This window comes from Streptomyces sp. NPDC007983 (assembly GCF_042958345.1).
Lineage (GTDB): Bacteria > Actinomycetota > Actinomycetes > Streptomycetales > Streptomycetaceae > Streptomyces.
In genome coordinates this window covers 731,265-744,160 of sequence record NZ_JBIBJI010000001.1, presented here as the reverse complement: position 1 = coordinate 744,160, position 12,896 = coordinate 731,265, and the positions used below count along the sequence as shown (strand labels likewise).

The following is a 12,896-nucleotide window of genomic DNA, read 5'->3' as shown; positions in this document are numbered from 1 at the left end:
GGCGGTCACCACCCTGCCGGGACGATCGGAAGGGCATGCGGCGCGGCGGGGACGGCACGCGGAGGGCGCGCCGCCTGCGGGTTCCGCATCAGCGGCGCCCACCGGTCAGGGTTGCGGCGGTACCACTCGGCAGTCTCTGCGAGGCCGTCCTCCAGGTCCCGCTCGGGCCGGTATCCAAGCTGAGTGGTTGCCTTCGTCCAGTCGATCGAGTACCGGATGTCATTCGCCGCCCGGTCGGAGATGTAGGTGATCGCGTCCTCGGTCGCGCCGCAGAGGCGGAGGAGGTAGTCGGTCAGCTCCCGGCTGGTGGGGTCGGTGCCGCCGCCGAGGTTGTAGATCTCGCCGGGAGTGCCGCCACGGAGGACGGCGTCGATGCCGGCGCAGTTGTCTTCGACGTGGAGCCAGTTGCGGACGTGCTCGCCCCGGCCGTGGAGGGTGACCGGCTCTCCGCGTTGGAGGCGGGTGAGGAACAGGGGGATGACCTTCTCGGGGTGTTGGTATGGACCGTAGTTGTTCGAGGAGCGGGTCACGCACACCGGCACGTCGAAGGTCTGCCAGTACGACAGGGCGACGAGGTCGCTCGCGGCCTTCGACGCGGCGTAGGGGACGGAGGGGCGGAGCGGGGTCTCCTCGGTGGCTGTGCCTTCCGGCAGTGGCCCGTAGACCTCATCCGTCGAGACGTGCACGAATTTCTGCACACCGTGCCGCATCGCGGCGTCGAGGAGGGTGTGCGTGCCGTGCACGTTCGTGGCGAGGAACGCGGCGGTGGCGAAGAAAGAACGGTCGACGTGGGACTCCGCGGCGAAATGCACAACAGCGCTGTGCTCGGCCACGAGGTCGTCCACGAGCTCGGCATCGAGGACGTTGCCGTGGATGAAGGTCAACTTCGGGCTGAGGAACGCCGTCCCCAGGTTCTCGATGTGGCCGGCGTAGGTGAGAGCGTCAAGGACGGTGACCGTGGCGACGTCCTCCGTGCGGATGATTCGCTTCACGAAGTGTGAGCCGATGAAGCCGGCTCCGCCGGTAACGAGTACGCGTTCCATGGATGTCTCCCTGAGGGAAGGAGGACGGCGCCGGTCTTGACCTGCGCCGCCGGAGCTGCCCGGCCGATCGGCGGGACGTGAACTCACCATGTCGCCCGGGCACGTCGGCCGGGGGGCTCACGGTGCTGAACGGCACATCGTGTGCGGAGCTCGCACACGATGTGCTCCGTGCGCCCTCCCGACGCCGCGGAGTTGCGGCTACCGTCGTTCCCTCCCGTCGTTCCGTAGGAGGCGCCTATGGACGTCATCCGATCCGCGCGCGACATCGGGGCCGAGCTCCGAGGAGCGCGGTGCCGTGCGCGGCTCACACAGACTCAGGTCGGGAAGGCGGTCGGCTACTCGGCATCGGCCGTCTCTCGGATTGAGGCTGGCCGTATGCGGCTGGAGTATGACCGACTCTTAGCCTTCGCGGCGTTCCTCGGTATCCCACCCGACAGGCTGACGGGGACTCCTGTTCCCGGCTGCGGCCCGGTCGATACGGTGGGGCATCCAGCGGACGAGGAGGATGCGGTGCGTCGTAGGAACCTGTTCACTGGAGCACTGGCGATCGGGGCCACGGCAGTTCTTGGCAGCCAGCAAACCAGTGTCGCCGCTGGCCTGGTCGCCTCCCCGGCCGGGCTGGAGGACGCGCTGCTTTCGGGGTTGCCGCAGTGCGACTCCGCGCCAACCGCGGTTGCCGTGCAGGGTGCGGTCACGCGCGCACGCGCAGCTCTGGAGGCCGGTGCTTACCAGGAGTTGGATGCGGCCCTCCCTCAGCAGCTTGCGCTCGCAACCGCCGCACTCCGCGAAGGGCACGGTACGGAAGGGTTGTCCGCCTTGTACGCCATCGCCGCGCGAGTGGCGATCAAAGCGGGTGACGACCACCTGTTGATCGTGGCGGCCGACCGGGCGGTTCAGGCTGCGCGCGACGGCGGCCATGCCCTGGCGCTCGCGGAGGCGCACCGGATGGTTTCAAGCGGGTATCGGCGCGCAGGCCGTTATGACCAGGCGGCTCAGGTCGCCGTCCGGGCTGCTGAGGAACTCGCGAGTGCGCGGAACGTTCCTGACAAAGCGCGGGCATCAGCTCACGGCCAATTGCTGGCCACGGCAGCGTATACCGTAGCAAAGGGTGCGGACCGAAGCGGCGCCATGGAACTGCTGGCGCGGGCGGGTGCCGTAGCTGGCCGGAGTGCTGATGAGCATACGGTTGGCGGGTGGTTCGACCCCCGACAGGTGATCTTGCACGAGGTATCCGTGCATCAGGTGCTCAGCGCTCCTGACAAAGCCGTGGCGGCTGCGCGGCGGGTCGACCCGCGGGGGCTGCCACTGGAACGTGTGGCCCGGCTGGGCCTTGATGTAGCCCGGGCCTACAACGACTGGGGGCGCCCGGAGGAGTGCTTGCGGGCGTTGCTCTCGGTAGAGCGTGCGGTGCCGCAGGAGGTGCGACGGCCGGGTACGCGCGCGTTGACCGCAGGTTTGCTGTTCGGACCTGCCCATGTGCCAGGGCTGCGCGAGTTCGCCGCTCGCACCGGAGCACTTCCCGTTTGACGTGCCGCAGGCTCGTGCGGCCGACGCTCCGGTTCCGCTTAGCGAGCGCGGGACCGTGCGGGCATGCACGCGGCCCCCGGCAGCCGTCGGCCGATGGCCGTGTGCGTCGGATCGGCGCTATGGAAGGGTTGGTGGGCCGCGGGGCGGGCCGGACAGTGTCCGCCGCGTCCGCCGGCCACGTCCGGACGCGTGTCCGCGGCGGGCGGGTAGAGGGCGGCGCGCTCCGCGGCGAGGGCCCGTTCGGCTTGGCGGTACGCGGCCAGCTCGGGCACCGCGATCATCGGCATCGGTCAGCTCGGGGCCAGCCTGCTGAGATCGCCGTGGTTCGGCGTCACGAGGCCCGGCCTTGGATGGTCGCGCTCGGCAAAGCAACCGCGTGATCCCAGGTGCCGGGGGCGGCGCGGCGAGGGACAATGAGCGGCCCGCCCCGACCGAGAGGCCCCGCGTGGAGACCACAGTCGCGACGGACCGCGCCGTCCCCGCGGCCGCCCGCCGCCTCGTGCGGCTGCCCGGCGGGGGCCGGGCTCGCCGGGGGGCGGCGTGGTGCGCGCTGGTGACGCTGGCCGTGGTGAGCGTCGTCCTGGGCTGCCGGGCCGTGGACACCGACGGCATCACGCCCGTACCGCAGCTGCTGGCCTTCCTGCCCTGGCTGCTGGTCCCCGCCCTGCTGGGGCTGCTGCTCAGCGTGGCCGCGCGCTGGCCGCTGGGCTGCGGCTGGGCGCTGCTGGCCGCCGCGGTGACCGGCTGGTTCATCCAGCCGTACGACCCCGGCCCGGCGCCCGCGCCGCACGGCCCGGTGGTGGCCCGGCTGCGGGTGCTGACCGCGAACCTGGAGTTCGGCCGGGCCACGGACGGGCTGCTGGCAGCGCTGCGCCGGGAGCGGCCGGACGTGGTGTCCGTCCAGGAGTGCGACGTCCACTGCGCGGACGCGCTTCGCTCGCCGGCCGTCCGCAGGGCGTACCCGTACCGGGACATCGTCACCGGCAGCCCTGCCGAGGGCTCCGCGATCCTCAGCACCCATCCGCTGACGGAGGAGCGGGGCGTGGACGGCGAGCTGTCGATGCCGGGCGCGGTCGCGCGGATCGGGGGCGCGACGCTACGGCTCCAGGTCGCGCACCCGATGCCGCCGATGCCGGGGCAGCTGGGCGTCTGGCGCACCGAACTGGGGCGGCTGCGTGCGTACGCGGCCGGGCGCGGCGGCCAGCCCACGCTGATCGCGGGCGACTTCAACGCGACCCAGGACCACGCCGCGTTCCGCGCCCTGCTGGACACCGGCATGCGGGACAGCGCACGGGCCGCCGGGGTGCCCCGGACGCCGAGCTGGCCGAGCACGACGGCCCCGGTGCTGGGCGCGCAGATCGACCACGTGCTGGTCAGCGACGCGCTGCGGCCGCGCACCGCCCGTTTCCTGGACCTGGGCGACACCGACCACCGGGCGCTGCTGGTCGACCTCGACCTGCACGCGGGCTAACGCAGACCCTCGTCCGGGTCCTGCGCGGTGGCCAGCTCGAACGGGTCCTGGGCCGGGCCCTCGCCGGGGCCGTGCCGCTCGCGCCGCCACCGCTCCTTCTCCCGCTCCAGCGCGTTCCACAGCAGGTTGAGCGGATGGTCGGCGGCGTACCCCGCGCGCTCGCCCCGGCGGGTGAAGGCGCCCAGCAGCACTTCCAGCTTCGGCCCGGTGTCATGGACCAGTCCGACGGCGCGCAGCCCGCGCGCGTACGCCGCCTGCGGGTCGCCCGCCGCGTCCGCGACGCCCTCGGTGACCAGCATGCAGCCGCGCACCACCCCGGAACGCAGCAGCTCCAGGCCGTAGTTGACGTTGTCGATCTCGGCGGCGATGCGCAGGCTGTCGCGGTAACCGGGGCCGAACCAGGTGTGCAGCACCCCGGCCATCACCCCGCTGGCCGAGACCACCAGCGGAAGCGAGGCCAGTTCGCCGCGCTCGACGGCCGGGCCGGGCAGTTCGTCCACGGGCAGATTGGTCACCAGCGACACCGCGCTGCGCCGCCACTCCATCACGTCGAAGGCGTCGAGTTCGCGGGAGGTATCCCCGCCGGATTCCGTCACCACACTTCCGCACACCAGATCGATTTCCTTGGCGCGGAGTTTGGCCAGCACGTCCCGGGTCCGCACATGGCCGACCTTGAGGTCGATCCCGCGTTCCCGGAATTCCTCGGCGACCCGCTCCCGGGCGCTCGCGAGATAACCGAGCGTAAAGCGCGTGGTGCCGACCAACAGGCTTCGGCCGAGGCGCCGGCGGGAGCTGTGGATGCCGTCCAGCCAGTCGCCGAGCGTTCCCCGGGCCAATTCGACAAGGGTCGACCCGGTGCCGGTGAACAGCACATCCTTGCCGCGCCCCTGCTTGAGCACCAGCGGCTCGCCGCACAGCTCGGAGAAGTTGCGGTTCATGGTGTCGAGCTGCTTTTGCACACTGGCCTGTTCCCGCCCGAGCGCACGGGCGGCGCCCAGCGCCGTACCCGTCTCATGGACCACGACCAGCGTGCGGAGCTGGTCCATGGTGGTGTCCATGAGCGCGAGCGGACTGTCCAGCAGTCCGGACCTCGTCATGATTCTTTTCCTCCCCGTTTCCCCGTTTCCCTCGCTTCCCGCCAAGGGGTCCCGAGTTTACGCAGCCACCCCCTGGTAACCCGGGCGGATATGAGCGAGATACGCACCGATGCACGGAAGGTCAGGGCCGGACGGCACACCGTCGAGATCAGCCGCCCGGAAAAGATGCTCTTCCCCGACGACGGAATCACCAAATCGGATCTCGTCGATCACTATCGTGCGGTCTCCCGGCTCATGGTCCCGCAGTTGCGCGACCGCCCGCTGATGATGGAACGCCACCCGGACGGAATCGGCGGCAAGCCGCTCATGCAGAAGAATGCCCCCGACTACTTTCCGGAATGGGTGCGCCGGGCCGTTCTCCCCAAGGAGGGCGGCAAGGTCACCCACCCGGTGTGCGACGACACCGCCACCCTCGTCTACCTCGCCGGGCAGGCCTGCGTCACCCCGCACCGCTGGCTGTCCCGCGCCGACCGGCCCGACCACCCCGACCGGCTCGTCTTCGACCTCGACCCGCCTGACGGGAACGGCTCCGGCTTCGAGGAAGTGCGGTGGGCGGCCCGGCAGATGTGCGGGCTGCTCGGTGAGCTGGGGCTGCCCGGGCTGCTGATGACCACCGGTTCGCGCGGGCTGCACGTCGTCGTCCCGCTGGACCGGCGCGCCGACTTCGACACCGTACGGGCCTTCGCCCGCGACGCCGCCGACACGCTCGCCGCCCGCCATCCCGACCGGCTCACCACCGAGATGCGCAAGGACCAGCGCGGCGGCCGGCTCTACCTCGACATCCAGCGCAACGCCTACGCGCAGACCGCGGTCGCCCCGTACGCCGTGCGCGCCCGCCCCGGCGCCCCCGTCGCCGCGCCGATCGACGCCACGGAACTGGACGACCCCGCGCTGGCCCCGGACCGCTGGACGCTGCGCACCTTCGAGGAGCGGCTACGGGACGACCCCTGGGCCCACGCGGACACCAGGGGTCGTTCGCTGCGCACCGCGCGGCGGCGGCTGACGCGGCTCTGAACGTGTGGTGGGCCGTTACGCGCCGATGTCGCCGCCGTCGCGCCGCCAGACGCTGACCACCGCCGGGCGGACCAGCGTGCCCGGGCCCTCCGGCCACGTCGACGCGGGCTTCTCCACGCTCGCCCCGTCCAGCTCGCCCGGATGCTGCACCGCCACCAGCACCCGCCGGTCCTGCACGATCGGCCCGCAGGTCTCGGCGCCGTTCGGGACGGTCAGGAACTGCCGCACCTCACCGCGCCGGCCACCCGCCGTCGCCACCCCGAACAGCCCGTCGTGGTTGCCCAGGGCGTTGCCGTCGGTGGAGATCCACAGGTTGCCGAACGCGTCGAAGGTGAGGTTGTCCGGGCAGGAGATCGGGCTGACCTGCTCCTTCGGGAAGCCGCCGAAGTAGGTGCTCGGGTCCTCCGGGTCGCCGCACACCAGGAACAGCCGCCAGTTGAAGCGGGTGGAGCCCGGGTTGTTCCGGCGCTCGGTCAGCTCCAGGATCTGGCCGTGCTTGTTGCCGTTGCGGGGATTGGCCTCGTCGACCGGGGCCTTGCCGTCCTTGCCGCGGTCGGTGTTGTTGGTCAGCGCGATGTAGACCCGGCCGGTGCGCGGGCTCGGCTCGACGTCCTCGGGGCGGTCCATCTTCGTCGCGCCGACCTTGTCGGCGGCGAGCCGCGTGAAGACGTACACCTCCTCGGCCGTCATCCCCTCCACATGCGAGGTGTCGCCGGTCGCCAGCGGGATCCACTCGCCGGAGCCGTCGAACTCACCGTCGTCCGGCAGCTTCCCGGAGCCGTCGATCTGCGAGGCCGGGCTGTCGCCGGTGAACTTGGCGACGTACAGCGTGCCCTCGTCCAGCAGCGTGCGGTTGTGCTCGCGGGCGGTGCGGCTGCCGCCCTTCATCATGCGCTTGGACGACACGAACTTGTAGAAGTAGTCGAACTTCTCGTCGTCGCCCATGTACAGGACCGGGCGGCCGTCGGTCGTCAGCCGCGGCTCGGCGGCCTCGTGCTTGAAGCGGCCCAGCGCGGTCAGCTTGCGCGGGGTGGACTCCGGGTCGAACGGGTCCACCTCGATCACCCAGCCGAACCGGTTGGGCTCGTTGGGCTCCTTCGCCACGTCGAAACGGTCGTCGAAACGCTCCCACTTGCGCTCGGACGCCGCACCGGTGATCCCGTACCGCTTGAGGCGGGCGGCGGCCGTCGGGTCGGTCACCGAGCCGCCGTTGGCGAAGTACTGGTTGACGTTCTCCTCGCCCGACAGCACCGTGCCCCACGGGGTGATGCCGCCGCCGCAGTTGTTCAGCGTGCCCAGGATGCGCTTGCCGGACGGGTCCGCCGACGTCCGCAGCAGCTTGCTGCCCGCCGCCGGGCCCGTCACCTCGAACGGCGTCGTGCCCGTGATCCGCCGGTTGAGGCGGTGCCTGGATACGGCCGTCAGCTTGCCGAGCCCCCGGTGCTCCTCCGCCACGACCACCGACAGCCCGTGCGCCGCCCAGCCGATCTCGGCCTGCTCGCGGGTGGGGTTGTCCGCGTCGTAACCCGCGAACATCAGCACCTCGTCGGTGTACTCGTGGTTGACCACCAGCAGCTGCCGGTCGCGCTCGTGCGGTACGTCCAGCACGGCCATGTAGTCGTTGTTGTAACCGAACTGGCCCGCCTGCGCCTTCGCCGACTGGTTGTCCGGGTCGAAGGCGGGCGCGCCGCGCAGGATCGGGTCGCCCCAGCGGATGACAAGGTTCTGGTCATGCCCCTCGGGGACGACCACCGCGTCCTTCGTGTTCGGCGCGACCGGCGAAAACCGCAGCCCACGGGCGGGCTTGCCCGCCTTGGCCGCGTCACCCGACGCGGCAGCGGCGGCCGGAGGCGCCTGGCCCACCGCGGCCGCCGTCCCGGTGGCGGCCGCCACGGTCACCACGGCGCTCGCCCGCAGCAGGGAACGGCGCGACACGGCGCCCGCGATCACGTCCCCCACGTAGGCGTTTCCACTCGTGTTCGGAGTCTCATGGAGACACGCGTCGCCACAGCGGTACCGGCAGGTCAGCGCGGAACGACCGCCCGGATGCGAGCTGATGAGCGGCAGGAGCTTGGGCACGACTTCCCCTCCGTAGGACGTCACATCCGGGCAGCCCCCGCCGACATGACGTCGGAATCCATTGGCCGCGAAGCTAGGCGTGTAGAACCGCATGGCGACGACCACGTCGTGAACCGGGGGTGAACGACCGGCGACCGGAATCGACGGCCGGAACCAGCCGGTCGGCCCGCTAGCCTTTCGGCACCACGGTCATGCGACGACATGCACCGCACTCGAACACGTGAGAGGTATCTCCCATGGGCATACGGGACCTACTGCGCAAAGTATTCGGACGCTCCCGAACAACCCGGGTGGACGATTCCGCTGCGCCGGAGGCGGCAGTTGTCCCGACCCCCCAGCCCGAGTCGGCCCCCGACCCGGCTGAGTCGGCTCCCGACCCGAAGCCCGACCCCGCCCCGGCCCCGGCCCCGGCACCCGGAGAACCCCGGCACGACCCGGCGCTGGGCGAGCCCCTGAAGACCCTGGACGAGATCCTGGGCACCCCCGCCGAACCGACCGCCACCACGAAGGACAAGCCCGCCCGGGCGGCGGACGCCGAGCCGGAGCACGCGGATCGGGCGGAGACGTCCGCCGCCGAGGACGACGCTCGGGCCGGGGCGGCGGCGAAGGACGAAGCCGCGCCCGAGCCGGAGGTGGTCACGCCCGTCGGCGACCAGACCGCCACCCCGGCCGACGTCACGACCGACACCACGCCGGAACCCACCGCCGAGGCCGCCGCACCGACGGACGCGGACACGGCCACCCCGGCAGCGGAAGCCGCCGCAGAGGCCGCGCCGGAGCCGGAGGCGGCCTCGGCCGCCGAGGCCGAGCCCGCCCATGCGGCGGAGGCCGCGCCGGAGCCGTCCGCCGAGGACGTCCCGGCGGACGACGCCACGGCCGAGGCGGTAGCCGAGAGCGAGCCGGTGGCGAAGGCCGAAGAGGAGCCCGCGACGGCCGAGCCGACGGCCGAGACCCCTGCGGCGAAGGCCGAAGACGAGCCCGCGCAGGCCGAGCCGACGGCCGAGACCGCCGCGGCGGAGGCGAAGCCGGAGCCGACCGGCGCCGCCCTGGAAGCCGCGCCCGAGCCGGAGGCGGCCGTGGCCGCCGAGGCCGAATCCGCCACCCCGGCCGACGTCACGACCGACGTCACGACCGACACCGCGACCGACACCGCTCCGGAGCCGACGGCCGCCGAGGCCCCGGTGGCCGTCACCATGACCGAGGCCGAGGCCGACGCCTCGAAGCCCGCGCCGGAGGCGGCCGCGGCCGCCGACGACAAGCCCGCCCCGGCGGCGAAGGCCGAGGCCGACGACAAGCCCGCGGCAGAAGACGCCCAGCCCGAGCAGGGCGAGACGCCCGCCGCCGCGGACGAGACCACCGCCGAGCCCGAGCCCGAGCCCGAGCCCACGGCCCCCGCCACCGCGAGCGCGGACACCGCCGAGGCCCCGGTGGCCGTCACCATGACCGAGGCCGAGGCCGACGCCTCGAAGCCCGCGCCGGAGGCGGCCGTGGCCGCGAAGGCCGAGGCCGGTGACGAGCCCGTGGCGGCGAGCGCGGGGCTCGGCGAGCTGGCCGGGATGGGGGCGGCCGCGGGCGACGTGCTCGCGGGGCACAAGCTCACCGGCACCCGCGCCGTCGTCTACCTCGTGCTCGACCGCTCCGGCTCGATGCGGAACTACTACAAGGACGGCACCGTCCAGCACTTCGCCGAGCAGGCGCTCGCCCTCTCCGCGAGCGTTGACGACAGCGGCACCCTGCCCATCGTGTTCTTCTCGACGGACATCGACGGCACCGCCGAGATCGGCCTGGGCGACTACCAGGGCCGGGTCGAGGAGCTGCACGCCTCGCTCGGGCACATGGGGCGGACGAACTACCACCGGGCGATCGAAGCGGTGATCGAGCACTACAAGGCGTCCGGCGCGACCGCCCCGGCACTCGTGCTGTTCCAGACGGACGGCGCGCCGACGGGCAAGGCGGCGGCGGAGAAGGCGCTGTGCGAGGCGGCGGGGCTGCCGTTGTTCTGGCAGTTCGTCGGGTTCGGCGATCCGGAGGCGAAGGGGTTCGACTTCCTCCGTAAGCTCGGCACCTCCCCGGCCCTCGCCGTGCCGGAGAAGCGGGCGCTGGACAACGCGGCGTTCTTCCACGCCGGTCTCGACCCCCGGTCGCTCTCCGACGCGGAGGTGTACGAGGAGCTGCTGAAGGCGTTCCCGGGGTGGCTGGAGCAGGCTCGGGCCGCGGGCGTCCTCGCGTAGGGCACCAGTAACCAGGGAGGGCCATCCGTACGGCGAAACGCCGGGCGGGTGGCCCTCGCCGCTCGGATACGATATGGGCGGCTCGTACGGCGGCTGCCACCCGCCCAGCGGGCGAAAAGTCACCCACCGTACCGACTTGGGAGCAGCCTGCAATGGCTCGACACCTCATCACCAGCGCCCTTCCCTACATCAACGGGATCAAGCACCTGGGCAACATGGTGGGGTCCATGCTCCCGGCCGACGTCTATTCCCGCTATATGCGGCAGCGCGGCCACGACGTGCTGTACATCTGCGCCACGGACGAGCACGGCACCCCGGCCGAGCTGGCCGCCAAGGAGGCGGGGCTGCCGGTGGACGTGTTCTGCGCGCAGCAGCACGACGCGCAGAAGGCGATCTACGACGGCTTCGGCCTGGCCTTCGACTACTTCGGCCGCAGCTCCTCCGCGCAGAACGTCGAGATCACCCAGCGGATCGCGCGCGAGCTGAAGGGACACGGCTTCATCGAGGAGCGGTCGATCCGGCAGGTGTACTCCAACGCCGACGGCCGGTTCCTCCCCGACCGCTACATCGAGGGCACCTGCCCGCACTGCGGTTACGACAAGGCCCGCGGCGACCAGTGCGAGAACTGCACCCGGGTGCTGGACCCGACCGATCTGATCGACGCCCGCTCCGCGATCAGCGGCAGCAGCGATCTGGAGATCCGGGAGACCAAGCACCTGTTCCTGCTGCAGTCGAAGCTGGCCGAGGAGGTCGGGGCCTGGGTCGAGGAGCACGGGAAGCACTGGCCGACGCTCGCCTCGTCGATCGCCCGCAAGTGGCTGACGGAGGGGCTCCAGGACCGCGCGATCACCCGCGACCTGGACTGGGGCGTTCCGGTCCCGGCGGACACCTGGCCGGAGCTGGCGGCCGAGGGCAAGGTCTTCTACGTGTGGTTCGACGCCCCCATCGAGTACATCGGCGCGACGAAGGAATGGGCGGACCAGGACCCGGAGAACCGCGACTGGAAGTCGTGGTGGTACGACGTGGACACGAGCGTCCGCTACACCGAGTTCATGGCGAAGGACAACGTCCCGTTCCACACGGTGATGTTCCCGGCCACGCTGCTCGGCACCCGGGACGTCTGGAAGAAGGTCGACTTCGTCAAGGCGTTCAACTGGCTGACGTACTACGGCGGGAAGTTCTCCACGTCGCAGAAGCGCGGGGTGTTCACGGACGCCGCGTTGGAGGTGCTGCCCGCCGACTACTGGCGCTACTTCCTGATGGCGAACGCGCCCGAGTCCGACGACACGTCGTTCACCTGGGAGCACTTCACCGCCACGGTCAACAAGGACCTGGCGGACACCCTCGGCAACTTCGTCAACCGGGTGCTGTCGTTCTCCCGCAAGCGGTTCGGCGACGAGGTCCCCGCGGGTAAGGCCGCGGGGGAGGCGGAGGAGCGCCTCGGCGAGGAGATCGCGCGGCTGCTGGCGGAGTACGAGGAGCACATGGACACGCTCCAGTTCCGCAAGGCGGCGGCGGCGCTGCGCGCGCTGTGGAGCGCGGGCAACTCCTACCTGGAGGAGAAGGCCCCCTGGCTGGAGATCAAGGCCGACCCGGAGGCGGCGGCGCTCACGCTCCGTACGGCGATGAACCTGATCCACCTGTACGCGATCGTCTCGGAGCCGTTCATCCCGGCGTCGGCGGCGGCCATGCGGTCGGCGTTCGCGCTGGAGGGGGACACCGCGCGGTGGGTCGGCCAGGAGGAGGCCAGGACGCTGGCCTCGGTCCCGGCGGGCACAGGCTTCACGGTGCCGCCGGTGCTCTTCGCGAAGATCACCGAGGAGGACCTGGAGTCCTACCGGGAGCGCTTCGGCGGCACGGAGGAGCCGGTGGCGGCCCAGGAGCCCACGGAGCCCAAGGCGAAGTAGGGGAAACGGGCCGGGCGATCGCGTCGATCGTTCGGCAACCGTATGTTTAGCCCGCTCGATGACCCTGTGGAGCACCATCCACCGGGAAGTCGAGGAAAGCCCAGTGCCGGACCCATGTGTCACGGTGTCGGTCCACGGCCCCGATCCGCTCGCGCGGGCCGGGGTCGTCCGGCATCTGGATCAGCAGCCCAGCGTCGAGCTGACGCGCCCGACCGGCACGGTGGCCGTCATGCTCGCCGAACGCCTCGACGCCCGCGCCGGGGCCGAGCTGCGCCGCCTGGTGCGGGGCGGGCGGCAGCGGGTGGTGCTGGTCGCGGGCGAGCTGCGCGAAACGGAGCTGCTGACGGTGATGGAGTACGGGGTGCGGGCGGTGCTGTGGCAGCACCGCACCACGCCCCGGCGGCTGCTGCGCGCGGTGCACCGGGCCGCCCGCGCCCAGCGGGGCGAGCCGTGCGGCGTGGACCGGCGGCTGACCGACCTGTTCCCGCGCTGAGCGGCCCACCGGAGGCTGAGCGGCCCCGGCGGAA

At 71.9% G+C, this 12,896-nt stretch carries 9 protein-coding genes; 6 read left to right on the top strand and 3 right to left on the bottom strand.

The genetic code is table 11. The features are described 5' to 3' along the window. Positions 1 to 5: 5 nt before the first annotated feature. Positions 6 to 1,043, bottom strand: a complete 1,038-nt coding sequence (gene rfbB, locus ACFZCY_RS03480; RefSeq protein WP_391169025.1) for a dTDP-glucose 4,6-dehydratase — start codon at positions 1,041 to 1,043, stop codon at positions 6 to 8. 237 nt (positions 1,044 to 1,280) lie between these two features. Here rfbB and ACFZCY_RS03475 point away from each other — a divergent pair, with 237 nt between their 5' ends. After that, on the top strand, positions 1,281 to 2,570 hold the full coding sequence (locus tag ACFZCY_RS03475; protein ID WP_391169024.1) for a helix-turn-helix domain-containing protein: 1,290 nt from the start codon (positions 1,281 to 1,283) through the stop codon (positions 2,568 to 2,570). Between the two features lie 445 nt (positions 2,571 to 3,015). Continuing rightward, positions 3,016 to 4,041 (top strand): endonuclease/exonuclease/phosphatase family protein, encoded by a 1,026-nt coding sequence (locus ACFZCY_RS03470; RefSeq protein WP_391169022.1) that lies wholly within the window; start codon positions 3,016 to 3,018, stop codon positions 4,039 to 4,041. Here ACFZCY_RS03470 and ACFZCY_RS03465 read toward each other — a convergent pair. After that, positions 4,038 to 5,138, bottom strand: a complete 1,101-nt coding sequence (locus ACFZCY_RS03465; RefSeq protein WP_391169020.1) for a LysR family transcriptional regulator — start codon at positions 5,136 to 5,138, stop codon at positions 4,038 to 4,040. The two genes, ACFZCY_RS03470 and ACFZCY_RS03465, sit on opposite strands and share 4 nt — an antisense overlap. Positions 5,139 to 5,228: 90 nt before the next feature. Here ACFZCY_RS03465 and ligD point away from each other — a divergent pair, with 90 nt between their 5' ends. Further along, positions 5,229 to 6,152: a non-homologous end-joining DNA ligase gene (gene ligD, locus ACFZCY_RS03460; protein ID WP_391169018.1), complete on the top strand. Its 924-nt coding sequence runs from the start codon at positions 5,229 to 5,231 to the stop codon at positions 6,150 to 6,152. Positions 6,153 to 6,167: 15 nt separating this feature from the next. On the opposite strand, the gene ACFZCY_RS03455 is transcribed toward ligD, so the two are convergent. Further along, positions 6,168 to 8,231: an alkaline phosphatase PhoX gene (locus ACFZCY_RS03455; RefSeq protein WP_391169017.1), complete on the bottom strand. Its 2,064-nt coding sequence runs from the start codon at positions 8,229 to 8,231 to the stop codon at positions 6,168 to 6,170. A 290-nt stretch (positions 8,232 to 8,521) separates the two neighbouring features. On the opposite strand from ACFZCY_RS03455, the gene ACFZCY_RS03450 reads away from it, so the two are divergent. The 3 genes from ACFZCY_RS03450 to ACFZCY_RS03440 all read left to right on the top strand — a co-directional run bounded on the left by ACFZCY_RS03450 (position 8,522) and on the right by ACFZCY_RS03440 (position 12,862). Further along, positions 8,522 to 10,462, top strand: a complete 1,941-nt coding sequence (locus ACFZCY_RS03450) for a VWA domain-containing protein (protein WP_391169016.1) — start codon at positions 8,522 to 8,524, stop codon at positions 10,460 to 10,462. A gap of 152 nt (positions 10,463 to 10,614) precedes the next feature. Continuing rightward, positions 10,615 to 12,369: a methionine--tRNA ligase gene (metG, locus tag ACFZCY_RS03445; protein ID WP_391169014.1), complete on the top strand. Its 1,755-nt coding sequence runs from the start codon at positions 10,615 to 10,617 to the stop codon at positions 12,367 to 12,369. Between the two features lie 103 nt (positions 12,370 to 12,472). Continuing rightward, the gene (locus tag ACFZCY_RS03440) at positions 12,473 to 12,862 is read left to right on the top strand and encodes a DNA-binding response regulator (RefSeq protein ID WP_391169012.1); all 390 of its coding nucleotides are present in this window, start codon (positions 12,473 to 12,475) and stop codon (positions 12,860 to 12,862) included. The last annotated feature ends 34 nt before the right edge of the window (positions 12,863 to 12,896 follow it).

Coding starts and splice junctions, on each gene's coding strand:
- rfbB (WP_391169025.1), bottom strand. CDS start 1,043: ATGGAACGCGTACTCGTTACCGGCGGAGCCGGCTTCATCGGCTCACAC.
- ACFZCY_RS03475 (WP_391169024.1), top strand. CDS start 1,281: ATGGACGTCATCCGATCCGCGCGCGACATCGGGGCCGAGCTCCGAGGA.
- ACFZCY_RS03465 (WP_391169020.1), bottom strand. CDS start 5,138: ATGACGAGGTCCGGACTGCTGGACAGTCCGCTCGCGCTCATGGACACC.
- ligD (WP_391169018.1), top strand. CDS start 5,229: ATGAGCGAGATACGCACCGATGCACGGAAGGTCAGGGCCGGACGGCAC.
- metG (WP_391169014.1), top strand. CDS start 10,615: ATGGCTCGACACCTCATCACCAGCGCCCTTCCCTACATCAACGGGATC.